The organism is Bradyrhizobium liaoningense, assembly GCF_018130955.1.
Classification (GTDB): domain Bacteria; phylum Pseudomonadota; class Alphaproteobacteria; order Rhizobiales; family Xanthobacteraceae; genus Bradyrhizobium; species Bradyrhizobium liaoningense_C.
Genome location: NZ_JAFCJM010000019.1, coordinates 41170 through 64005 on the forward strand (window position 1 = coordinate 41170; position 22836 = coordinate 64005).

The following is a 22836-nucleotide window of genomic DNA, read 5'->3' on the forward strand; positions in this document are numbered from 1 at the left end:
TAACGTCATCATTGCTGTCTTAGATGCATGCAGTGAGAGATACAACTGCAGGTTAACCTAATTTGTCACAGTGAATTCACTTCTCTGATTTTTGGCGCGGGTGTACAAACACATCGTTAGGTTGAATGCTCTGGGATTATTGCCCCACAGTAGCGCGCCAGCTATCGCCGTTTTTTCAACGAGATGCGATCCGGAGGCTGTCATGCGTTTCATCAAGATTCTGACACTTGCTTTGACATTGGCTGCAACGAGCTCTCTCACGACGCGAGAGGCGCGCGCGCAATGGGGCGGCTGGGAAAGTCTCGGCGGCATCATTCTCGAAGAACCCAACTGCGTCAGCTGGGGACCGAACCGGATCGACTGCTTTGCCCGCGGCACCAACGCGGCGATGTTCCACCGCTGGTGGAACGGCTCGGCCTGGGGCGGCTGGGAGAATCTCGGCGGCATCATCCTGGAAGCGCCGAACTGTGTGAGCTGGGGACCGAACCGGATCGATTGCTTCGCCCGCGGCACCGACCAGGCGATGTTCCATCGCTGGTGGGACGGCAACAGCTGGGGCGGTTGGGAAAATCTCGGCGGCGTCATCCGCGAGCGGCCCGAATGCGTGAGCTGGGGAGCGAACCGGATCGACTGCTTCGCGCGCGGACTCGACAGCGCGATGTGGCATCGCTGGTGGAACGGCTCGGCCTGGGGCGGCTGGGAGAATCTCGGCGGCGTCATCCTGGAAGGGCCGAGCTGTGTGAGCTGGGGCGCGAACCGCATCGACTGCTTCGCGCGCGGCACCGACGCGGCCATGTGGCACCGCTGGTGGGACGGCAACAGTTGGGGCGGCTGGGAGAGCCTCGGCGGCGTCATCCTGGAAGCGCCGAATTGCGTGAGCTGGGGGGCGAACCGCATTGACTGCTTCGCCCGCGGCACCGACCGCGCAATGTGGCATCGCTGGTGGAACGGCTCGGCCTGGGGCGGCTGGGAGAGCCTCGGCGGCATCATCTTGGAAGCGCCGAACTGCGTGAGCTGGGGTCCGAACCGCATCGACTGCTTCGCCCGCGGCACCAACCTCGCGATGTTCCACCGCTGGTGGGACGGCAACAGCTGGGGCGGCTGGGAAAATCTCGGTGGCGTCATCCTGGAGCAGCCGAACTGCGTGAGCTGGGCCGCGAACCGCATCGATTGCTTCGCCCGCGGCACCGACCGCGCGATGTTCCATCGCTGGTGGCCGTGCCCGACCTGCGCCGTCGGCACGCGCAAGTCGGTCAACTCACTCACCGCAGCCGAGCTGATGTCGCTGCGCAAGGGCGTTGCCGCGATGATGGCGCGCAACTCCGCCCCGCGTGACAGCGCCGACTACCGTCGGAGCTGGATCTATTGGGCCAACATGCATGCGCATTTCGGCGCGGATTGCGCCGGACCGATCAGCGGCGCCGGCATGGCCGGCGTGCAGACGTTCACCGCGACGAACGCGGCCGAAACCGCGACGTGGTGCAAATGCCAGCACGGCACGCAGCCGTTCCTGACCTGGCATCGCATGTATCTCTGGTACTTCGAGCGCGTGCTGCAGCAGGCGGCCGGCGATCCCTCGCTTCGCCTGCCATATTGGGACTACGCGACCAATCCTGGCTTGCCGGCCGCGTATCGTGACGCGACCTATGTCAACGAGAACGGGGCGACTGTTCCGAACCCGTTGCGTGTCGACGCACGCCAGGCAAGCCTCAACGCGGGCACGTCGTCCTTGGGCGCGGGCACCACGTCGTCGGCTAGCGCAATGACATCGACGTCCTATGTCCCGTTCAACAATTCGATCCAGGCTACGCCGCACGGCGCCGTGCACTGTGCCGTCGGCGTCTCCCCCGGGTGCCCGAACGGTCTGATGGGCTCGGTGCCGGTCTCGGCGCTTGATCCCATCTTCTATGCGCACCACACCAACATCGACCGGCTGTACGAGTGCTGGCTCAAGGTCAACGAGCCGGCGCGGCTGCCGACCGATTCCGGCCATCTCAACACGCAGTTCTCCTTCATCGACGCCGATGGCAGTACCGCTACGCGCAAGGTCAGTGATATGCTGCGGCTCTCGCAATTGGGCTATGCCTATGCCACGGGCGGCGGCTGTCCGGCCGGAACGCTGGTTGCGGAGGCAGAGGGTGTCACGATGGGGACGACCATGAGCGATGCCGCGGGAGTTTCGGCTTCCACGGCGAGCGAGAAGGCGATCGCGACCGTCGGTGCGACGCGGCTCGAGCGTGGCGTGACCACGGTGCCGATGAACGTCGCGCCGGCAGGGATGCAGAGTCTTTCAGCGACCGCCGAGCCGCTCGCCGGACGCCGTGTGCGCCTGGTCATTGACGGTCTCAAATTCGATTCCGCACCGGGAACACTCTACAACGTCTACATGGTGAAGGGCGGCCAGCGCGAGCAGGTCGGCATCATCAACTTCTTCAACTTCACGGCGCCTCAGGGCGGTGCCCACGCCCACCACACGGGCAACGCCGCGCAGTTCGAGTTCGACGCCACCGACGCCGTGCACCGGCTCGGCATTACCGCGGGTGAACAGCCCTCGCTGGTGTTCGAACCGACTACCGGTCTGTCCGACTCCGCGCCGGAGGCCGCCGCGGCCCTGATCAAGCCGGACGCCAATGTCCGCTTCGACAGCGCCCGCCTCGTCGTCGCACCTCCCGGCTGACGCGACAGGGCCTTGTCGCTGGGGCGACCGTCTGCAACGGCGGTCGCCCTTTTCAGTCGATCAACTCCGCCCCATGATTTCTGGTCTTGCCGTCGTCCTTGGCCGGGCGGCGTTGCGCCTGTGCGGCCGATTTGTCCAACGCCTCAACGTCGTAGCAGACGTTACCCCGGAAATCTGGGGCGATGGGCTTTCTACTTTGCATGGGGTTGTTTTCGACATTTTGTCGAGAGAGGCCCGTTTCGCTCTCGCCTTGCGGCCGGGCCAGCCTGCCGCTACTGACCGAAGGGTGCCATCCAGAAAGAGAACCGCAGGTCGCCATGGCAATTCCGGAAAGTCGCTTCTACGAGTCCCAGGGCCTGCGGCTGCACTATGCCGATTGGGGTAACGAGACGGCGCCGCCGCTGATCCTGATTCACGGCGGCCGCGATCATTGCCGGAGCTGGGATTTCCTCGCCCGCGCGTTGCGTCCGCATTTCCACGTGCTGGCGCCCGACCTTCGCGGGCACGGTGATTCCGACTGGACCAAAGGCGGCAGCTACGCGCTGACTGAATATCTCTACGATCTGACCCGGCTGGTGCAGACGCTTGCGGCGCCGCAGGTGACTCTCGTCGGCCATTCGATGGGCGGCATGGTGAGCCTGATCTATTCGGGGGCATTCCCGGACAGGGTGTCGGCTTTGGTGGTGCTGGACGGCGTGACCGTGTTGCCGGGCGGAAAGAGTCCGCCGCCGCCACATGAGCGCATCGCCAAATGGGTCGATCAACTCGACCGGCTGCACGATCGCACGCCGCATCGCTACGCGACGATCGAGGATGCTGCATCGCGTATGCAGGCCCATAACAAACGCTTGTCGCGCGAGCTGGCGCTCCACCTTGCGACCCATGGCGCGCGGCAAAATGCCGACGGCACCTATAGCTGGAAGTTCGATCCCTACCAGCGCGCGGCGGCGCCGCATCGGCTTTGGTCGGACGATCATGTCGCGCTCTGGTCGCGCATTGTCTGCCCGACGCTGCTGGTGAACGCCTCCGAAAGCTTCCTCGGCGGTGCCCGCGCGGCGGGTCTCGCCGATCATTTCAAACAGGCGCGCATCGAGACGATCACCGGCGCCGGGCACTGGCTTCACCACGACAAGCCCGAGGAGGTCTTGGGCGCGATCCGCGGTTTCCTCGGCGTCCTCTAGCGGCTGGCGGCGGTTCCGGGGCCTCACGCTATTGAAATTAATAACAAATCATCCCTATATTGATCATCAATCGTCGTAGTTCCCTGCGCATACTAATATGAGCGCCACGAGAACAGCGACGTCACGGAGCCAGGCCCGTCCGACAGGCGGGCCGTTGGCTTTTTGGGAGCCCGGTCATGAGCCGCTCGAACCGTACCGACCATATCCGTCTCACCTCCCACCCGGAGCCGGGCGGGAAGGCGGCCTTCCCCATTCACTGGGGTGCCGCGGATGCCCGCGCGCGCGGGCCGATCGTTGGTACGGTGTCGCGCGCGCAGGATCGCAACGTCATCGGCAGCCATGGCGGTTCCTACGCGGTCTATCGCGCGCTCGCCGTCTCCGCCGGCGCGCTCGATCCCATCCGGCGCCCCGATCTCACCAACACGTTTCCCGCCGCGACCATCGGGCCGTTCCCGCAATGGACCGATCCGGCCAAGATCGTCGCGATCGACCCGTGGGGGCATCTGGTCGCCGAGAATTTCCGCCAGGAGATCGCCGAGGGCGCGGACATCCGACCGAGCATCGCGGTGACGCGCGCGCGGCTCGATTTGCCCGAGATCCGCGATGCGATCGCTGCGAAGCGGCTGAAGCCCGACGGCGAGGTCGTGCACGCCAACGGCAGCGTGTCGGTGGTGAAGATCGCAATCGATCCGGTGTGGTATCTGCCCGGCATCGCCACGCGCTTCGGCACCAGCGAGGCCAGCCTGCGCCGCACGTTGTTCGAGCAGACCGCGGGCATGTTCCCCGAACTCGTGACGCGGCCGGACATGAAAGTGTTTCTGCCGCCGATCGGCGGCACCACGGTCTACATGTTCGGCGACGTCACCAAGTTGCCCGATCATCGCACCAGGACCACCTGCCGCGTGCACGACGAATGCAACGGCTCTGACGTGTTCGGCTCCGATATCTGCACCTGCCGACCCTACCTCATCCATGGCATCGAGGAATGTGCGCGCGGCGCGCAGGCGGGCGGCTTGGGAATCGTGGTCTACAACCGCAAGGAAGGGCGCGCGCTCGGCGAGGTCACGAAATTCCTCGTCTACAACGCCCGCAAGCGGCAGGAGGACGGCGACGCGGCTGCGGCCTATTTCGAGCGCACCGAATGTGTCGCCGGCGTTCAGGATGCGCGCTTCCAGCAATTGATGCCGGATACGATCCATTGGCTCGGCCTGACGCGCATCGATCGCTTCCTGTCGATGAGCGACATGAAGTACGACGCGCTCACCGCCCAGGGGATCGACATCGTCGAACGCGTGCCGATCCCGCTGGAGCTGATCCCGGCCGACGCGCATGTCGAGATCGCCGCCAAGAAGGCGGCCGGATATTACTCCGAGGAGATTCCGGCGGCGACGGACTTGACCGACACGGTCGGGCGTTCGCTGGAGAAATATTGATCCCGTGATGCCGGCCTCGGCCACAGAACAACAGGCCCGTTCGCTGCTTGCGGCAGCAGCGGTGCGTGCGCGCGCCGAACAGATGCTCGCGATCGGTCTGCGTGACGGGCTCAATCACTTCACGGTCGATCTCGATCGCATGGATGCCGTGGCCGACGCCGTGCTCGCGGTCACGCGCCGGTCGTATCCGGCGCTGAATGTTCCCTTTCATGCCCGCTGGCGGCATTTCGTTCGTGACGGTGTCGACCGCTGGGCCCTGTATGCGGATGTCGCGGCGTGGCCGGATCGCGCGGCGCAGGCGCGCGCGGAATTCGATCTCGCCATCGTCAGCGTGCTGCTCGATGCCGGTGCCGGGCCTCTCTGGCGATACCGTGACACCGTGACCGGGGCGGATGTCGGCCGCTCCGAGGGGCTCGCGCTTGCAAGCCTCGACATGTTCGCGAACGGCGCGTTCTCCAGCGATGCAAGCGATCCCTTCCGGGTCGATGCGGACGTGCTCGCACAACTCCCGCTCGATCGACTCCAGGCCGGTTTTCAGGTCACCGACCACAATCCACTGCTCGGCCTCGAGGGCCGCGTCGATCTGCTGCGCCGCCTTGGCGCGCTGGTGCTGGATCGTTCGGAGGTGTTTGCGCTTTCCGACCGCTCGCGTCCGGGAGGACTGTTCGATCATCTCACGGCGAAGGTAGTTGGCGGCGCGATTGCTGCACCCGTCATCTTGTCGGAGGTGCTGAGCGAGTTCGGATCGATCTGGCCGTCGCGGCTCACGCTCGCTGGCGTTCCGCTCGGCGATTGCTGGCGCCATCCGGCGATCACGGCCGATGACGCGACCGCAGGCCTCGTGCCCCTGCACAAGCTGTCGCAATGGCTGAGCTACTCGCTGATTGAGCCGTTGCAACGCGCCGGCTTCGATGTGACCGACATCGACGGCCTGACGGGCCTCGCCGAATACCGCAACGGCGGTCTGTTCGTCGATCTCGGCGTCCTGCGGCTGCGCGACGCTGCGGACGCGCAGCGTTCGCATGCGGTGGATTCTCTCCTTGTCGTGGAGTGGCGCGCGCTGACGGTTGCCTTGCTGGATCGCATCGCCGAACGCGTCCGCACGAAGCTTGGCCGCAATTCCCGCGAGCTGCCGTTGGCCAGCATTCTGGAAGGCGGCACCTGGGCGGCAGGGCGCGCCGCCGCGTTCGAGCGGCGCAGCGACGGTGCGCCGCCGCTCAAGATCATCAGCGACGGCACCGTGTTTTAGCGCAGGGGCCGAAAAGCGCACTGCGCGCCACTTCGATTGCAGGGAGCATCAATTCATGGAAGGCGTCACGATCGTCGATCACCCGCTGGTCCAGCACAAGCTGACGCTGCTGCGCGACAAGTCCATCTCGACAAAATCATTCCGCGAGCTCCTCAAGGAGATCGGGATGCTGGTGTGCTACGAGGTGACGCGCGATCTTCCGCTCACCGACGTCGTCGTCGAGACGCCGCTTGCGCGCATGCACTCGGCCAAGATCGCCGGCAAGAAGCTGGCCTTCGTTCCAGTGCTCCGTGCCGGCGTGACCTTCGTCGATGGCATGATGGATCTGGTCCCGACTGCGCGCGTTGCCCATATCGGGCTCTACCGCGAGCCCCACAGTTTTGCCGCGGTCGAATACTTCTTCAAATCACCGTCCGATCTCGGCGAGCGGCTTGCGATCGTGGTGACGCCGGTGCTCGCGACAGCCAACACCGCGGTCGCTGCCGTCGACCGGCTGAAGGAGCGCGGCGCCAAGGACATCCGGCTCGCCTGCCTGATCGCCGCGCCCGAAGGCCTCGAACGTATCAGGGGCCTGCATCCCGACGTCCCGATCTGGACCGCGGCCGTTGACGAAGGCCTCGACGAGCAAGGCTTCATTGTCCCCGGCCTCGGCGATTCGGGCGACCGCGCCTACGGAACCAGATGAAATCGTGGCTCGACGCAGGCAGGCATCATGTATCTCGGCATCGATCTCGGCACGTCGGCGGTCAAGACCGTTCTGGTCGATGATGCGCAGCGCGTGATCGCGACCCAAAGCCGATCGCTTGACACCGCTTCGCCGCATCCGGGCTATTCCGAGCAGGATCCGGCGTCCTGGGTTGATGCCGCCTTTGCAACGCTGGACGCACTGAAGGCGGATCATCCGCGTGAGTTGGCAGCGGTCGAGGGCATCGGCCTGTCCGGCCAGATGCACGGCGCGACGCTGCTCGATGTGAACCTCCGGCCACTGCGTCCCTGCATTCTCTGGAATGACGGGCGATCCGCTCTCGAATGTCGCGCGCTCGAACAGCGTTGGCCCGCATTGCGCGCGACGACCGGCAACAAGGCGATGCCCGGCTTCACCGCGCCGAAATTGCTTTGGGTCGCGAAGCACGAGCCGGATGTCTTTGCAGCGACCAGGCTCGTGCTGTTGCCGAAGGCTTATCTGCGCCTGATCCTCAGCGGTGACGCGGTCGAGGACGTGTCGGACGCATCGGGATCATTGTGGCTCGATGTCGCGCGGCGCGACTGGTCGGATGAGGGACTGGCCGCGACCGGCCTGACGCGTGAGCACATGCCGCGCCTCGCCGAGGGGTGCGCGCCCGCTGCAATGTTGCGAAGCGAGTTGGTGCAGCGCTGGGGAATGTCGCGGCGTCCCGTGATCGCTGGAGGTGCCGGTGACAATCCGGCGGGTGCCGTCGGCATCGGTGCGATACGGCGAGGTGCCGCTTTCATCTCGCTGGGGACCTCGGGGGCTTTGCTGGTGCCGACCGACGCAATTGCCGCCAATCCTGATAGGGCCGTGCATATTTTCTGCCACGCCGTTCCCGCGATGTGGATACAGGCCGGCGCAATTCTCTCGGCGGCGTCGTGCCTTGCCTGGATCGCGCGGCTGTTTGGCGCCTCCGAGACAGATCTGCTGAAGCCACTCGGCGCGCGTCCGAAGGCGCCGTCGTCCGTGAGCTTTTTGCCGTATCTGTCCGGCGAACGAACACCGCACGATGATCCCCTGGCCCGCGGAATGCTCGACGGATTGTCCTTTGGCGCTGATCGAACTGCGATTGTACAAGCCGTGCTCGAGGGCGTGGCCTTCGCACTTGCGGATTGCCGGGACGCGCTCGCCGATACCGGCATCGTGATCGCGCAAGCGGATGCAATCGGCGGCGGATCGCGTTCGCGGTTCTGGCTGTCGGTGCTGGCCAATGTCCTCAATGTCCCGATCCATCGCTTTGCCGATGGCGAGACAGGAGCGGCGTTTGGTGCGGCGCGACTGGGCCGGCTTGCCGTCACCGGCGAGGCGATCGATGCCGTTTGCACGCCGCCGCAACGCGTCGAGACGTTCGAGCCTGAACGCGCGCTCGTTGCGGCCTATGCCGAGCGGCTTCCCGAATGGCGCGCGCTGTACCGCCCGCGGAACTAGCTCAGCCCTCAAATTTGGTTGCGGTCGATCCGGGAGGCCCGATCGGTATTGCCCTCCGTCGCGGCCTTTTGTTTAATGCGCGAACCGCGCTGCCTGCCAAACGAGACGCGGCTGAGAACGCGTTGTGCGCCGGGAGGCACGATGAACGATCCGATCCTCGAGATGCGCGGGGTCTCGAAGTCCTTCTTCGGTATCAAGGCGTTGCGTCAGGTTGACCTGACCGTCTATGCCGGCGAAATCCATGCCTTGATGGGCGAGAACGGCGCCGGCAAATCGACGCTGATGAAGATCCTGTCGGGCGCCTACAAGCCTGATCCCGGCGGCGAGATCCGCATCGAGGGCAGGCCGGCGCACATCCACGGCCCGCTTGGCGGCCGCGCGGCCGGCATCTCGATCATCTATCAGGAACTATCGCTGGCTCCTAACCTTACGGTTGCGGAGAATATCTATCTCGGCCGCGAGGTCTCCCGTTCAGGTTTGCTGGCGAAGAGCGCGATGCGCGCGGGTGTCGGCCCGATCCTGCAGCGCCTCGGCGCGGACTTCACCCCGTCGACGCTGGTGACGCATCTGTCGATGGGCCAGCGCCAGCTCGTCGAGATCGCCCGCGCGCTGCATGTGCGGTCGAAAATCCTGATCATGGACGAGCCGACCACCTCGCTGTCCGCCGCCGAGAGCGAGCGGCTGTTCGCGCTGGTCCGTCAGCTGCGCGCCGAGGGGCTTGCCATCATCTACATCTCGCACCGCATGGACGAGGTTTACGCGCTCGGCGACCGCGTCACGGTGCTGCGCGACGGCCGCCTCGTCGGCTCGCTCGACAAGTCCGGCATCCGCGCCGACACCATCGTCCGCATGATGGTCGGGCGCGACGTCTCGTCATTCTACAAGAAGGATCACGATCCCGAAGCCGGGAGGGGGCATCCTGTGCTCACCGCGGTCGACATGTCCGACGCGCAGCGCGTCAAGGGCTGCTCGCTCACCGTACATGCGGGCGAGGTCGTCGGGCTCGCCGGCCTGATCGGCGCGGGTCGCACCGAGCTTGCGCATCTCATCATCGGTGCCGCGCCGAAGATTTCGGGCCGGCTCGAGCTCGAGGGACGGCCGATCGAGATACGCACGCCCGGCGAGGCGCTGGAGGCCGGCATCGCCTACCTCACCGAGGACCGCAAGGCGCTCGGCCTGTTCCTCGACATGTCGTGCCTGGACAACATCAACCTCGCGGTCTTGGGCAACGACGCCAAGCTTGGCTGGGTCCTCGATCGCGACAAGGCGCGCGAGCGCGCCGACCGGGCTTTCACGGGCTTGAGCATCCGCGCCGCAAATGCCGGTGTGCCGGCGGGTGGGCTCTCGGGTGGAAACCAGCAGAAGGTGCTGTTGTCGCGGCTTCTTGCGATCGCGCCAAAGGTTCTGATCCTGGATGAGCCGACGCGCGGCGTGGACGTCGGCGCCAAGTCCGAGATCTATTCGATCATCGACAATCTCGCGAAAGCCGGCACCGCGATCCTCGTGATCTCGTCCGACCTGCCGGAGATCATCGGCATCTGCGACCGCGTCATCGTCATGCGTTCGGGGCACATCGCCGGCGAGATCAAGCGAACAGAGACATCGCCGCTGAACCAGGAGGATATCATGGCACTCGCCACCGGGATGGAGCACCTCGATGCCTGATGATGGTGCTTCGCAGGCAAAGGCCGCGCCCGTCACGGCGAACGGTATCGCGGCCGCGCAGGAGACGAAGCGGCAGCGCATCAGGTTGCTGGTCCGCGCCGCGGGCATGCTGCCGGTGCTGTTGATCCTGTGCCTCGGCTTCCATTTCCTGTCCGAGGGGCGTTTCTTCACGGGCCAGAATCTCGGCATCGTGCTTCAGCAGGCCGCCGTCAACACGGTGCTGGCGGCCGGCATGACCTTCGTCATCCTCACCGGCGGCATCGATCTCTCGGTCGGCTCCATTCTCGCGGCGTCCGCGATGGCCGGGCTGACGATCTCAAAACTTCCCGATTTCGGGTTGCTCTGGTTGCCGGTCGCCGTCCTCACGGGCCTCGCCTTCGGTGTGATCAATGGTGCGCTGATTGCGCTTCTGCGCCTGCCACCCTTCATCGTGACCCTCGGTTCGCTGACGGCCGTGCGAGGTCTCGCGCGTCTGCTCGGTGCCGACACCACCGTCTTCAATCCGTCCATTCCCTACGCCTTCATCGGCAACGGTTCGTTGACGCTCATTCCCGGCGTCGCCTCGATTCCCTGGCTGTCGGTGATCGCATTGCTTGTGATCCTCGCGTCGTGGCTGGTGCTGCGCCGAACCGTGCTCGGCGTGCACATCTATGCCGTCGGCGGCAACGAGAGCGCGGCACGCCTGGCCGGCATCAAGGTCTGGGCCGTGCTGATCTTCGTCTACGGCGTGTCGGGACTCTTTGCCGGACTTGGCGGCGCCATGCAGGCCGCGCGCCTCTATGCGGCCAACGGGTTGCAACTCGGTCAGTCCTACGAGCTCGACGCCATCACCGCGGTGATCCTGGGCGGTACGTCCTTCGTCGGTGGCATCGGATCGATCTGGGGGACGCTGGTCGGGGCCCTGATCATTGCCGTGCTGTCGAACGGCCTCATTCTCGTCGGTGTGTCCGATATATGGCAATATGTCATCAAGGGCTTGGTGATCATCGGTGCCGTTGCACTCGATCGTTACCGGTTGCAGGGCTCGGCCCGTACTTGAAAGACGGCGGCGCGCAAGGTTCTATACAACGTGATGGGACCCCGTGATGGCAACTGGTCGGCCGTCGCGGGACAAAAACCAGACCAGGGAGGAAGCCATGTTGAAGACGATCTCGCTTGCCGGCGCCGCCATGGCGCTGGTCCTGAGTTCAGCGCCGTCGTTCGCCAAGGAGCTCAAATCGATTGGCGTCTCGCTGGGTTCGCTCGGCAATCCGTTTTTCGTCGCGCTGTCGAAGGGCGCGGAGTTCGAGGCCAAGAAGACCAATCCGAATGTGAAGGTGACGACGGTCGGTTTCGAATACGACCTCGGCAAGCAGGTCACCCAGATCGACAACTTCATCGCCGCCGGCGTTGACCTGATTCTGCTCAATCCCGGCGACCCCAAGGCGATCGGACCGGCGATCAAGAAGGCGCAGGCGGCGGGCATCATCGTCGTTGCCGTGGATACCGCTGCCGAAGGCGCCGACGCCACCGTGACCACGAACAATGTCCAGGCCGGCGAGATCTCTTGCCAGTACATCGTCGACAAGCTGGGCGGCAAGGGCGACGTGGTCATCGAGAACGGGCCGCAGGTCTCCGCCGTGATCGACCGCGTGGTCGGCTGCAAGAACGTGTTCGCCAAGAACCCCGGCATCAAGGTCCTGTCCAGCGATCAGGATGGCAAGGGATCGCGCGAGGGCGGCTTGACCGTGGCGCAGGGCTATCTGACCCGCTTCCCGAAGATCGATGCCATCTTCGCCATCAACGATCCGCAGGCGATCGGCACCGATCTCGCGGCGAAGCAGCAGCAGCGCAGCGGCATCATCATTACCGCGGTCGACGGCGCGCCCGACATCGAGGCGTCGCTGAAGGACCCGGGGTCGCCCCAGATCCAGGCCTCGGCCTCGCAGGATCCCTTCTTCATGGCGCGCCGCGCCGTTCAGGTCGGGGTCAGCATTCTCAACGGGCAGAAGCCGGCCAACCCCGTCGAACTCCTGCCGTCGAAGCTCGTTACCCGGGACAACGTCGCCGAGTACAAGGGCTGGACCTCGGACCGTTCGCAATAGTCGAGCGCGTGCTATGTTTTGCGGAGCGCCGCCTCTCGCAGGCGGCGCTGGAACGCGGGTGACCGCATCGCAAGTTGCGCCGTGTGATCATCATCGTTCCCTTGAGTCTTTCAGAGTGACCCCACCCATGCAGCAGCCGGATCGTCCCACTCAATTTCCGTCGCGCATGGTTGGGCAACATGCGCTGGTGACGGGGGCCTCTCAGGGGATCGGGCGCGCGATCGCCGTCCGGTTCGCACAGGAGGGCGCGACAGTCGCCATCAATTTCCATGACCATCGTGCGCAGGCCGAGGATACGCTCGCGCAGGTGCAAGCGGCATCGCGCGAGCGTGGGCATGGTGATCGGGACCATCTCGTCGTGAAGGCCGATATCGGTGCCGAGCCGGACATCGCGGGAATGTTCGAAACAGTGCTGGCGCGCTGGCCGCGCCTTGACTGCCTTGTCAACAATGCCGGCTTCCAGCGGGAGTCCGCAAGCGAGGCGCTCGATGTCGAAACCTATCGTCGCATTCTCGACGTCAATCTGAATGGCGCGGTACTCTGCGCTCAGCAGGCGCTCGCGCATTTCGTGAAGCGCGGCGGCGGCGGCACGATCGTCAACTGTTCGAGCGTCCACCAGATCGTCCCAAAACCCGGCTATCTCGCCTATTCCATCAGCAAGGGCGGCATGGCGAACCTGACGCGGACCCTGGCGCTGGAATTTGCCGGCCGCGGGATTCGCGTCAATGCGGTTGCGCCCGGCGCCATCGACACCCCCATCAACGCCGCATGGACCGGCGATCCGGCCAAGCGGGCGGCCGTCGAGGCGCACATTCCGCTCGGACGCGTTGGAACGGCGGAGGAGATTGCCGGCGTGTTCGCCTTTCTTGCCTCAGAGGAGGCCGGCTACATCACCGGGCAGACCATCTACGTTTGCGGAGGCCTGACGCTGTTCGGCGAGTTCAGGGAGAACTGGGCGAGCTAATCGGCAATGCTGCGTCTGCGTTCCTCGCAGGTTTCACGCCGTCGTTGTGCAACGTCTCTGAGTCGGTCATCGGTTGCGCCTCTGATGTCTTTCTGCTAGCTTTGAGGTGCGCGCCTCATTTTGAGGCGAAGTTCAAGCTTGTGACGCGAGTGGGCCCGTAGATGGCCGACCGCATTCAGGGAGGGGTTCGATGCAGCGTCTTGTTGTTGCAGGTATTTCCGTTGCCTTTTCAGCTCTGCTGGGGCTCGGCTCCGCGCAGGCCGCCGACAAGAAGGTTCTCGCCTTCGTCGTCAATGGCGCGTCCGACTTCTGGAAGATCGCCGAGGCCGGCGTGAAGAAGGCACAGGGCGAGCTGCCCAATTACGATCTCCAGCTCAAATATCCCGAACAGGCTGCGGCCGCCGTGCAGCAGCGCATGATGGACGACCTGGTCGCGGCCGGTGCTGCCGGCATCATGGTCAGCGCCGTCGATCCGAAGAACCAGACCGAACACCTCAACAAGATCGCTTCCCAGACACTGCTCTTCACCACCGACAGCGACGCGCCAAACTCGAAGCGCATCGCCTATATCGGCTCGTCCAATACCGAACTCGGCAAGGACGCCGGCAAGATGATGCTGAAGGCGCTGCCGAACGGCGGCAAATGCGTCGGCTTCGTCGGCCTGCCCGGCGCCGACAATGCGCGCGAGCGCATCGAAGGCGTGAAGGAGACCATCAAGGGCTCGAAGATTGAACTCGTCGACGTGCGCGGCGACGAAATCGACCAGACCCGCGCCAAGCGCAATGTCGAGGATATCCTCGCCGCCATGCCCGACGTGAGCTGCATGGTCGGCTTCTACTCCTACAACACGCCGCGCATCTATGAGGTGCTGAAGGAAGCCGGCAAGCTCGGCAAGATCCAGATCATCGGCTTCGACGAGGATCCGATCACGCTTGGTGGCGTCAAGGAAGGCAGCATCGCCGGCACCGTCGTGCAACAGCCATACGAGTGGGGCTATCAGGGCATGAAGCTGATGGCGAAGTATATCGGAGGCGACAAGTCGGGCGTTCCGGCCAACGGCATCATCATCGTACCCGGCAAGGTCATCGACAAGTCGAACGTCGACGACTTCATGGCCTCGATGAAAGCGATGCTCAAGAAGTAACGGGAGACCTGACGCCAACCTGGCGCTCGCAGCCTCCAATGCCAGAGCCGTTCCTCGAGCTGGTCGACATCAGCAAGAACTATCCCGGCGTGGTCGCACTCGACCACGTCGATCTTTCTGTGTCGCGCGGCGAGGTGATCGCCCTGATCGGCGAGAACGGCGCCGGCAAGTCGACGCTGATGCGCGTGCTCGGCGGCGTGGTCGAGCCGAGCGGCGGTCTGATCCGGGTCGACGGCGCCGAGCGACGTTCGCTCACCGTGGGGGAGGCGATCACGGCCGGCATCGCCTTCGTCCATCAGGAGCTCAACCTCTTCGACAATCTGGATGTCGCCGGCAACGTCTTCATCGGCCGCGAGCCCGTCTATGGCGGGCCGCTGCGGCTCATCGACCGCAAGCAGTTGCATGCCAAGGTGCAGCCGCTGCTCGAACGTCTCGGGGCTGATTTCGGCCCGGATGCGCCGCTCGCGGAGCTGTCGCTTGCCCAGCACCAGCTCGTCGAGATCATGAAAGCGCTGTCGCTCGATGCGCGTCTTGTCATCATGGACGAGCCGACGTCGAGCCTCACCTTGACCGAGACCGACCGGCTGATGCGGGTCATCGCCGGTCTCAAGGCTGACGGCGTCAGCGTCATCTTCATCACCCACCGCCTCAACGAGGTCGTGCAATGCGCCGATCGCGCGGTGGTGCTACGCGACGGACGCATGGTCGGCGCGCTCCGGCGCGAAGAGCTTGCACCGGCGGCGATGATCCGCCTGATGATCGGGCGCGACCTCAAGTCGCTCTATGTTCCGCCGGCCGCGCCGCCCGGCGACAGCGTGCTCGACATCGAGGGCGCCGTCACGTCGACCTATCCGGATCGCGCCGTCAGCCTCTCGGTGCGCCGCGGCGAGATTCTCGGCCTCGCGGGCCTTGTCGGCTCCGGCCGCACCGAGCTCGCACGCGCCATCTTCGGCGTCGATCCGCTCCAAGCCGGCGCCATCCGGCTCGACGGTGAACCCATCCGCGTCGCGGGCCCGCGCGCGGCGATCGACCACGGCATCTATCTGATCCCGGAGGACCGCAAGGGCTGCGGCCTTCTGCTCGACGTGTCGATCGCCGAAAACATCTCGCTGCCGGACCTTTCATCCTATCTGCGCTTCTTTCTGGTGAACACCGCGCAGGAGACGGAGAATGCGAAGGCCCAGCGCGAGCGGCTCAAGATCCGCGCGCCCGACGTTGAAACATCCGTCGGTTCATTGTCCGGCGGCAATCAGCAGAAGGTCGTGCTCGCCAAATGGCTGTCGATGCGGCCGAAGGTGCTGATCTTCGACGAGCCGACGCGCGGCGTCGATGTCGGCGCCAAGCAGGAGATCTACGACATGCTGCGCCGCCTCACCGATGCCGGCGTCGCGATCCTGATGATTTCGAGCGACATGGAGGAGGTAATCGGGGTCAGCGACCGGATCGCCGTCATGCACGAAGGTGCAATCTCCGGCTTCCTTGATCGCAGCCAGTTCAGCGAGCACAATGTGCTCCAGTTGGCCGTCGGCCACGCGGTGGAGTGAGGGTGCCTTGAACAAGAAAGATCTAAGCCTCCTTGTCCTGATTCTCGTGGTCGGCGCGGTCGTCGCCTTCATCAATCCGCGCTTCCTTTACGTCGGCAATCTCTCCAATACGCTCAACCAGGTCGGGATGTTCGGCATCTTCTCGATCGCGGAGGCCTTCGTCATCATCATCGGCGGGATCGAGCTGTCGGTCGGCTCGGTCATCGCGCTGCTCGGTGTCCTCTTCATCGATCTCATCGTCAATCACGACGTCAACTGGGTGCTGGCCCTCGCGATGATCATTGCCGGCGGCCTGGCAATCGGCGCGGTGCACGGAACGCTGGTCACCAAGATCGGCATCCAGCCCTTCGTGGTCACGCTGTGCGGCCTGCTGATCTATCGCGGCGCCGCGCGCTACTACACCGAGGATGCGACCGCCGGCTTCGGTTTTGGCGCCAGTTTTCCGATGCTGGAATGGCTGACCGCGGGGCGCACCAACGTGCTCGGCTTCCCGCTGCCGCACAGCGTGATCGCGCTGTTCGTCATCGCCGTCATCGCGTGGGTGGTGCTGCACCGCTCCGTGTTCGGCCGCTATCTCTACGCCGTCGGCAAGAACGAGGAGGCGGCGCGCTATTCCGGCATCCGCTCCGGCCGCGTCGTCATCGCCGCCTATGTGATCTGCGGCGGGCTGACCGCGTTCGCGGCGATCCTGATCGCCATGTATACCCGCTCGATCTCGCCGGCGGTGCATGGCTCGTTCTACGAGCTCTATGCGATTGCCGCCGCCGTCCTCGGCGGCTGTTCGCTGCGCGGCGGCGAGGGTTCGATCGTCGGCGTCGTGCTCGGCACCGTGCTGCTCCAGGTGCTGCAAAATCTGGTTAATTTGCTGGGCATTCCGAGCTCGCTCAATTTCGCGGTCATGGGCACCGTGATCCTGATCGGCGTGCTCGCCGATCAATACCTCGTGCAGCGCCGCCGCCGCGCCACGACTGCCAAGGGGCAGCCGCAGGCCAGCGGTGCCGGCGCTTCACTCGGTGGCGCGACCGCGGAATAAGGTGCACGCGCGCAGGGGCGCGCGCTTGCCTCAATACTTCGCGTCCTCAAGCCCGCAAGTGGGATCTACCGGACTGTTCCGGTTCCAGGGATGCCGGCCCATCAACAAATCGACGACGGCGGCCTGCATGTCGTCGATCGTGCAGTAGGCATTGATGTAGACCGGAACGCGCGGCGCATCATAGAGATGGTAGGGGTAGCCGAACGAAATCATGACGGTCGGAATGTCGTGCCAATAGCGTCGCATTGCGCCGACGAAGTCACCGCCAAGCCGCGCCCAGTCGAGGAAGACGCGCCCGCGGGTCAGCAGCGTTTCCTCGCCGAGTAGATACAGGACGAGATCGACATCGGCCGGATCGACGGCAGGCTGCTTCGTGTGAAGGGTGACTTCGAATCCCTCGTCGGCCAGCAGATCCGGCAGCTTGAATTCACTGGGCGTGCCGTGAAGCGGGCTGATGATTCCTCCCGATATCACCAGGACGCGCCGATGCCGGCTCGGATCGATCGGCAGCAGCCCCAAGGTGTCCTTGACCAGGGTCGGCGCCCGCCGCAACGCTGTGTTGGCGATGGACTTGTCGGATGCCCGCGCGATCGCTCCGGTCGGCCGATGCTCTGACGCCTTGTGGAGACCGATTGCTGCCTTCAGTGCCAGGACGCGCAGCACCGCATCCTCGAATCGCTCGGCGGCAAGGTGGCCCGCCTCGGCAGCCGCGCGCACCTCCGCCATGTCCTCTTCCGGTGCGCGGGTGAACAGAATCATGTCGCATCCGCCGGCGATGAGCTGCGACTTGGCCGCGCGCATGCGAGACCATGATGTCAGGCCGGCCATCTCGCTGGCGTCGGAGACGATCAGGCCGTTGAAGCCGAGTTCTTGACGGAGCAAGTCGATATTGAGGAGCTTGCTGACGGACGCCGGCCGGAAGGCCTCGATCCCGGGATCGGGCAGTCGCTCCCTGACGAATGCGGGCAGGGCGATATGCGCCGACATGATGGAGAGCACGCCTGCGTCGATCGCAGCGCGGTAGAGCCGGCCGAAGCTCGCCTCCCATTCTGCCATGGAGAGCGGATTGATCGTGGTCACCAGGTGCTGGTCGCGGTCGTCGTAGCCTTCCCCAGGCCAATGCTTGGCGGTTGCCGCCACGCCGTGCCGTTGCAGGACCTCGATATGCGTCAGCGCGTGGCGGTGAATTGTCTCGACATCCGAACCAAAGCTCCGCGTTCCGACGATCGGGCTGCGAAAGGCATGGTTGACGTCGATCACAGGTGCGAACGACCAGTTGACCCCAATGGTAACGGCTTCATCGGCGATGATGCGCGAAATCTCGGCCGTGACCTCGAGGTCATCGATCGCCGCGAGCGCGAGCGGATTGGGGACCTGCGTCCCGAATGGCAGGCTCATGCGCGAGCCCTCCAGGTCGGCGCTGACCAGCAGGGGCACCGGCGCAGACTTCTGCGCCGCCGCTATTTGCGCGCGCTCCGCTTCGCCGTCCGAGCCGAAGTACCGGGTGATTCCGCCCGGTCGCAATCGCTCAAGGCTCGCAAGTTCGCCGGGATCGGTTCCGCGCGACAGGAGGTTGAACAGTTGCCCCACCCTGTCTTGCAGGCTCAGCGCGCGATAGGTGGCTTCCACCCAGGCGATGGCAGGAGCGTCGAGATTGAAGGGAGCGCGCGCGAGGAAGGACGTATTCATGGTCGCTCAACCCGTCACACCCAGCCGCCGTCCACGATATAGTGCTGCGAGGTGCAGGCCGACGCTTCCTCCGACGCAAGGAACACCGTGAACTTCGCGATCTCGTCCGGCGCCAGCTTGCGCTTCAGGCATTGCCGCCGCATCAACTCGTCCTCGCCTTCCGGCGTCAGCCATTTCTCGGTCTGACGCTTGGTCATGATCCAGCCGGGCGCGATCGCATTGACGCGGATGTTGTAGGGGCCGTAGTCGCGCGCCAGCGAACGGGTGAGGCCGAGCACGCCGGACTTGCTGGCGGTGTAGGCGGCCATGCCGCCTTGTCCGGCCATCCACGAGACCGAGCCGAAATTGATGATGACGCCGGCCTTCGCCGCCTTCATGTCCGGCAGCACGGCCTGCGCCGCGAAGAACTGATGCTTGAGATTCACGCCGATGCGGTCGTCCCAATATTCCGGCGTCATCTCCTCGGTCGGATGCCGTTCGTCATGGGCAGCGTTGTTGATGAGGATGCTGATCGCGCCGTGCGCCCTGCGTGCCTCGACCACTCCGGCGCGCAACGCTGCGGTATCGGTGAGGTCGACGTTCTGGAAATGCACGGCAAGGCCCGCACCCGCGAGTTCTTGCGCAAGCTGGGTGCCTTCCTCGACCTTGATATCGAAGAAGATGACGGTCGACTTTTGCCGCGCGAAGTGCCGCACGATCGCTTCGCCGATGCCCGATGCCCCGCCGGTGACGAGAACGACCCTGCCGGCGAGGTCAGGATAAATGGCGGCCATTGCTTCCTCCCAAGATTGGCTTCCTCCCAAGATGCTTGCTCCGGCGGCGCCGCACGCCGCCGGCAGTAGTTCAACCAACCTTAGCTGCTTCACGGTGAGGTGTATCGATCAGAATTTTAGTTGCGTACCTCAAAAATTGAAGGCAGGATTGCAACAAAAGAATAGACGCTATCGGGAGGAACGCTGATGAGACTGCTGAGCAAGCTGGGACTCGCTGCAACCGCATGGCTGCTCGCGCTGGGCGCGGCATCGGCCGATACCACGGTGAAATGGCTGCATATCGAGGTGAATCCGGCCCAGGTGAAGATCTGGGAGGAGGTCGCCCGCGCCTATGAGGCGTCGCATCCTGGCGTCAAAATCGAGATGCAGTTCCTCGAGAACGAGGCCTACAAGGCCAAGCTGCCCACCATCCTGCAATCAAAGGACCGTCCGAACATCATCTACAGTTGGGCGGGCGGCGTCCTCAAGGCGCAGGTCGAGGCCGGCGTCCTCGACGACATCACCGATCAGATCAAGGGCTACAGCGACACCATTACTCCGGCGGCGCTGGCGGCGTTCGCTCGGGACGGCCGCAATTACGGCCTGCCCATCGCGCTGTCGCAGGTCGGCTTTGTCTACAACAAGGAACTGATGGCGAAGGCCAATGTCGATCCGGCCGCCATCAAGACCTGGGACGATCTGCTCGCCGCGGTGAAGGCCCTGAAGGCGGCCGGCGTGACGCCGATCGTGGTCGGCGGCGCCGACAAATGGCCGCTGCATTTCTACTGGACGCATCTTGCGGTCCGCATCGGCGGCAAACCGGCGTTCGATGCGGCGCTGCGCGGCGAGAACGGCGGCTTTGCCGGCGAGACATTCCAGAAGTCCGGCGAGTTGTTCAAGCAACTCGTCGATCTCCAGCCGTTCCAGAATGGTTTCCTCGGCTTCAAGAACCCGCAGGCCGTCGGCTATTTCGGCGACGGCAAGGCGGCGATGACGCTCGCCATCAGCAGCGTCTATAATCTCCAGCGCGCGCTCGCTGCCGACAAGGTGGGTCTCTCCGAGGACAAGATTGGCTGGTTCGACTTTCCCGTGGTCGCGGGCGGCAAGGGCGCGCCGACGGACACGCTCGGTGGCATCACCGGCTGGCTCGTCACCAAGGGCTCGCCGAAGGAGGCCGTCGACTTCCTCAAATACTTCATCTCGAAGGATGTGCAGACGCGCCTTGCGAGTGGCAACTTCATCGTCCCCGTGGTGAAGGGCGCCGAGGCCGGCCTGAACAATGCTTTCATGAAACGGATCGCCGACAATCTTTCGAAGTCGAACTATCACCAGAATTTTTACGACCAGAGCCTCGGTCCGTCGGTCGGCCGCGTCGTCAATGACGTCTCGGCCGAGATCGCTGGCGGCAGCATGAATCCGCAGGACGCGGCCAAGGCCATCGAAGCTGCGTGGAAGCAGGGCAACTGAGCCGTGGCGCGACGGATCGCAAGCTCTCCATCGCTCGATCTGGTGGAGGCTGCGCCCGCCCCGGTGGTGGTCCGCGGCCCGGCCTGGGACGGCCGTTATACCGTGTTGATCCTGTTCCTGCCGCCGGCGCTGCTGCTCTTCACGGTGTTCGTCGTGGTGCCGATCGGCGAGGCGGCCTGGTACTCCGCCTTCAGTTGGAACGGCTTTGGCAAGCCGACCAACTGGATCGGGCTCGACAACTACCGCTTCGTGCTGGAGACGCGTGCGTTCTGGCTGGCGCTGCGCAATAACGGCCTGATCATCGCGGTATCGCTTCTCGTCCAGTTGCCGCTGGCGCTGACGCTCGCCCTGATGCTCGCCGAACGCTTCCGTGGCGCGGTCGCCCTGCGGATGCTGTTCTTCATGCCTTATATCCTCGCCGAGATCGCGACCGGGCTGATCTTCAGCTTCGTCTATGACGGCGATTACGGTCTTGTCGCGTCGATCTGGCGCTTCTTCGGCGCCGAGGCGCCGCATCTGCTCGCCTCGACCGACACGGCGATGCTGGCCATCCTGATCGTGATCGTCTGGAAGTATTTTGGCTTCCACATGATGCTGTTCATCGCGGCGCTCCAGGGCCTCGACAAGAACCTGGTCGAGGCAGCCCGCATCGATGGCGCGACGCGGGGGCAGGTGCTGCGTCACGTCGTCATCCCCTTGCTCTATCCGACCATCCGCCTTTCGGTGTTCTTCGCCATCATCGGCTCGCTGCAACTCTTCGACCTGGTGATGCCGCTGACGCGCGGCGGACCGGCTGATTCCTCCAACACGCTGGTGAGCTTCCTCTACAACAACGGCATCTCGCGGATGCGGGTCGGCTATGGCAGCGCCGTCGGCGTCATCCTGTTCACGATCTGCGTGACCTTCGCCTTCACCTACAAACGATGGTTCATGCGCGATGAATAGTGTTGAGACCACGCGTCCGCCGCTCGACCCCGTCGTGCTCTACAAGGCGCTGTTCCTGGCTGCGATCGCGGCCTTCGTGCTGGTGCCGCTGCTGGCAACCGTGCTCGGCGGCTTCAAGTCCCTGGGCGAGCTGCGCGTCAATCCGTTCGGGCTGCCGCAGCACTGGGAATGGCAGAACTACGCCGACATCCTGTTCTCAAAGAGGTACTGGCAGCTCCTGCGCAACTCGCTTGTCATCTCGACACTCGCGGTGACGCTGACCCTGATCGTCGCATCGATGGCGGCGTTCGCCTTTGCCCATGTCAGGTTCTTCGGCAGCTCGATGCTGCTGAGCTACCTGACCCTCGGCCTGCTGTTTCCGGCCGCGACCGCGGTGCTGCCGCTGTTCATCAAGGTGCGCGATCTCGGCCTGCTCGATACGTATTTCGGCGTTGCTCTGCCGCAAGTCGCCTTCAGCCTCGCGATGAGCGTCCTGCTCCTGCGCCGCTTCTTCAAGGACATTCCCTATGAACTGCTCGAGGCCGCGCTGGTCGACGGCTGCAGCTACATCAAATTCTTCCGTTACGTGACGCTGCCGCTGTCACGGCCGATCCTGGCGACGGTCGGCACCATTACTTTCGTCAATAGCTGGAACGCCTATCTGCTGCCGCTGGTGATGCTCAATACAGACGAGCTCTATCCCTGGCCGCTCGGCATCATGGTTTATCAAGGCGAGTACTCGTCCGAATGGCACCTGATCCTCGCCTTCATCACGCTGACGATCCTGCCCACCATCATTCTCTTCATCTTCGCGCAGCGGCACATCGTTGCCGGTCTGACCGCAGGTGCGGTCAAGGGATAGGGCGGATCGC

At 64.5% G+C, this 22836-nt stretch carries 19 protein-coding genes; 16 read left to right on the forward strand and 3 right to left on the reverse strand.

Annotated features, from left to right (window positions below):
* Window positions 1–202 precede the first annotated feature (202 nt).
* The gene (locus JQ632_RS17890) at window positions 203–2677 is read left to right on the forward strand and encodes a tyrosinase family protein (protein WP_212403880.1); all 2475 of its coding nucleotides are present in this window, start codon (window positions 203–205) and stop codon (window positions 2675–2677) included.
* A 52-nt stretch (window positions 2678–2729) separates the two neighbouring features.
* Here JQ632_RS17890 and JQ632_RS17895 read toward each other — a convergent pair whose 3' ends face one another.
* Window positions 2730–2996, reverse strand: coding sequence for a hypothetical protein (locus JQ632_RS17895; RefSeq protein WP_212403881.1), 267 nt, complete (start codon window positions 2994–2996; stop codon window positions 2730–2732).
* On the opposite strand from JQ632_RS17895, the gene JQ632_RS17900 reads away from it, so the two are divergent.
* From JQ632_RS17900 to JQ632_RS17955, 12 genes are all read left to right on the forward strand, one after another.
* Window positions 2995–3858, forward strand: a complete 864-nt coding sequence (locus JQ632_RS17900) for an alpha/beta fold hydrolase (protein ID WP_212403882.1) — start codon at window positions 2995–2997, stop codon at window positions 3856–3858. The genes JQ632_RS17895 and JQ632_RS17900 overlap by 2 nt on opposite strands.
* Window positions 3859–4034: 176 nt before the next feature.
* Window positions 4035–5291, forward strand: coding sequence for a GTP cyclohydrolase II (locus JQ632_RS17905; protein ID WP_212403883.1), 1257 nt, complete (start codon window positions 4035–4037; stop codon window positions 5289–5291).
* 7 nt (window positions 5292–5298) lie between these two features.
* A complete protein-coding gene (locus JQ632_RS17910; RefSeq protein WP_212403884.1) occupies window positions 5299–6540 on the forward strand; it encodes a URC4/urg3 family protein in 1242 nt (413 codons plus the stop codon).
* Window positions 6541–6595: 55 nt separating this feature from the next.
* Window positions 6596–7225, forward strand: a complete 630-nt coding sequence (gene upp, locus JQ632_RS17915; protein WP_212403885.1) for a uracil phosphoribosyltransferase — start codon at window positions 6596–6598, stop codon at window positions 7223–7225.
* 27 nt (window positions 7226–7252) lie between these two features.
* Complete coding sequence (xylB, locus tag JQ632_RS17920; protein WP_212403886.1) at window positions 7253–8698, forward strand: xylulokinase; 1446 nt, start codon at window positions 7253–7255, stop codon at window positions 8696–8698.
* A 141-nt stretch (window positions 8699–8839) separates the two neighbouring features.
* Window positions 8840–10363 (forward strand): sugar ABC transporter ATP-binding protein, encoded by a 1524-nt coding sequence (locus tag JQ632_RS17925; RefSeq protein ID WP_212403887.1) that lies wholly within the window; start codon window positions 8840–8842, stop codon window positions 10361–10363.
* A complete protein-coding gene (locus JQ632_RS17930) occupies window positions 10356–11402 on the forward strand; it encodes an ABC transporter permease subunit (protein WP_212403888.1) in 1047 nt (348 codons plus the stop codon). The genes JQ632_RS17925 and JQ632_RS17930 overlap by 8 nt, the downstream gene beginning before the upstream one ends.
* A 97-nt stretch (window positions 11403–11499) precedes the next feature.
* Complete coding sequence (locus JQ632_RS17935; protein ID WP_212403889.1) at window positions 11500–12447, forward strand: ABC transporter substrate-binding protein; 948 nt, start codon at window positions 11500–11502, stop codon at window positions 12445–12447.
* A gap of 127 nt (window positions 12448–12574) precedes the next feature.
* On the forward strand, window positions 12575–13411 hold the full coding sequence (locus tag JQ632_RS17940) for a glucose 1-dehydrogenase (RefSeq protein WP_212403952.1): 837 nt from the start codon (window positions 12575–12577) through the stop codon (window positions 13409–13411).
* Between the two features lie 190 nt (window positions 13412–13601).
* Complete coding sequence (locus JQ632_RS17945) at window positions 13602–14555, forward strand: sugar-binding protein (RefSeq protein ID WP_212403890.1); 954 nt, start codon at window positions 13602–13604, stop codon at window positions 14553–14555.
* Window positions 14556–14593: 38 nt separating this feature from the next.
* Window positions 14594–16099: a sugar ABC transporter ATP-binding protein gene (locus tag JQ632_RS17950; protein ID WP_212403891.1), complete on the forward strand. Its 1506-nt coding sequence runs from the start codon at window positions 14594–14596 to the stop codon at window positions 16097–16099.
* A gap of 7 nt (window positions 16100–16106) precedes the next feature.
* Window positions 16107–17132: an ABC transporter permease gene (locus JQ632_RS17955; RefSeq protein ID WP_212403892.1), complete on the forward strand. Its 1026-nt coding sequence runs from the start codon at window positions 16107–16109 to the stop codon at window positions 17130–17132.
* A gap of 30 nt (window positions 17133–17162) precedes the next feature.
* On the opposite strand, the gene JQ632_RS17960 is transcribed toward JQ632_RS17955, so the two are convergent.
* Window positions 17163–18821 carry a glycoside hydrolase family 3 protein gene (locus JQ632_RS17960; RefSeq protein ID WP_212403893.1) on the reverse strand — a complete coding sequence of 553 codons (1659 nt, stop codon included), beginning with the start codon at window positions 18819–18821 and terminating at the stop codon, window positions 17163–17165.
* A 14-nt stretch (window positions 18822–18835) separates the two neighbouring features.
* The gene (locus tag JQ632_RS17965) at window positions 18836–19594 is read right to left on the reverse strand and encodes an SDR family NAD(P)-dependent oxidoreductase (protein ID WP_212403894.1); all 759 of its coding nucleotides are present in this window, start codon (window positions 19592–19594) and stop codon (window positions 18836–18838) included.
* 186 nt (window positions 19595–19780) lie between these two features.
* Here JQ632_RS17965 and JQ632_RS17970 point away from each other — a divergent pair, with 186 nt between their 5' ends.
* Genes JQ632_RS17970 through JQ632_RS17980 form a run of 3 tightly spaced genes read left to right on the forward strand, consistent with a single transcriptional unit; the run spans window position 19781 to window position 22826 of the window.
* On the forward strand, window positions 19781–21040 hold the full coding sequence (locus JQ632_RS17970) for an extracellular solute-binding protein (RefSeq protein WP_212403895.1): 1260 nt from the start codon (window positions 19781–19783) through the stop codon (window positions 21038–21040).
* A gap of 3 nt (window positions 21041–21043) precedes the next feature.
* A complete protein-coding gene (locus JQ632_RS17975; RefSeq protein ID WP_212403896.1) occupies window positions 21044–21985 on the forward strand; it encodes a carbohydrate ABC transporter permease in 942 nt (313 codons plus the stop codon).
* Complete coding sequence (locus JQ632_RS17980; protein WP_212403897.1) at window positions 21978–22826, forward strand: carbohydrate ABC transporter permease; 849 nt, start codon at window positions 21978–21980, stop codon at window positions 22824–22826. Before JQ632_RS17975 ends, JQ632_RS17980 begins: the two co-directional genes overlap by 8 nt.
* The last annotated feature ends 10 nt before the right edge of the window (window positions 22827–22836 follow it).

Coding starts and splice junctions, on each gene's coding strand:
- JQ632_RS17950 (WP_212403891.1), top strand. CDS start 14,594: ATGCCAGAGCCGTTCCTCGAGCTGGTCGACATCAGCAAGAACTATCCC.
- JQ632_RS17935 (WP_212403889.1), top strand. CDS start 11,500: ATGTTGAAGACGATCTCGCTTGCCGGCGCCGCCATGGCGCTGGTCCTG.
- JQ632_RS17960 (WP_212403893.1), bottom strand. CDS start 18,821: ATGAATACGTCCTTCCTCGCGCGCGCTCCCTTCAATCTCGACGCTCCT.
- JQ632_RS17890 (WP_212403880.1), top strand. CDS start 203: ATGCGTTTCATCAAGATTCTGACACTTGCTTTGACATTGGCTGCAACG.
- JQ632_RS17895 (WP_212403881.1), bottom strand. CDS start 2,996: ATGGCGACCTGCGGTTCTCTTTCTGGATGGCACCCTTCGGTCAGTAGC.
- upp (WP_212403885.1), top strand. CDS start 6,596: ATGGAAGGCGTCACGATCGTCGATCACCCGCTGGTCCAGCACAAGCTG.
- JQ632_RS17905 (WP_212403883.1), top strand. CDS start 4,035: ATGAGCCGCTCGAACCGTACCGACCATATCCGTCTCACCTCCCACCCG.
- JQ632_RS17970 (WP_212403895.1), top strand. CDS start 19,781: ATGAGACTGCTGAGCAAGCTGGGACTCGCTGCAACCGCATGGCTGCTC.
- JQ632_RS17925 (WP_212403887.1), top strand. CDS start 8,840: ATGAACGATCCGATCCTCGAGATGCGCGGGGTCTCGAAGTCCTTCTTC.
- JQ632_RS17945 (WP_212403890.1), top strand. CDS start 13,602: ATGCAGCGTCTTGTTGTTGCAGGTATTTCCGTTGCCTTTTCAGCTCTG.
- JQ632_RS17930 (WP_212403888.1), top strand. CDS start 10,356: ATGCCTGATGATGGTGCTTCGCAGGCAAAGGCCGCGCCCGTCACGGCG.
- JQ632_RS17910 (WP_212403884.1), top strand. CDS start 5,299: ATGCCGGCCTCGGCCACAGAACAACAGGCCCGTTCGCTGCTTGCGGCA.
- JQ632_RS17980 (WP_212403897.1), top strand. CDS start 21,978: ATGAATAGTGTTGAGACCACGCGTCCGCCGCTCGACCCCGTCGTGCTC.
- xylB (WP_212403886.1), top strand. CDS start 7,253: ATGTATCTCGGCATCGATCTCGGCACGTCGGCGGTCAAGACCGTTCTG.
- JQ632_RS17940 (WP_212403952.1), top strand. CDS start 12,575: ATGCAGCAGCCGGATCGTCCCACTCAATTTCCGTCGCGCATGGTTGGG.
- JQ632_RS17900 (WP_212403882.1), top strand. CDS start 2,995: ATGGCAATTCCGGAAAGTCGCTTCTACGAGTCCCAGGGCCTGCGGCTG.
- JQ632_RS17965 (WP_212403894.1), bottom strand. CDS start 19,594: ATGGCCGCCATTTATCCTGACCTCGCCGGCAGGGTCGTTCTCGTCACC.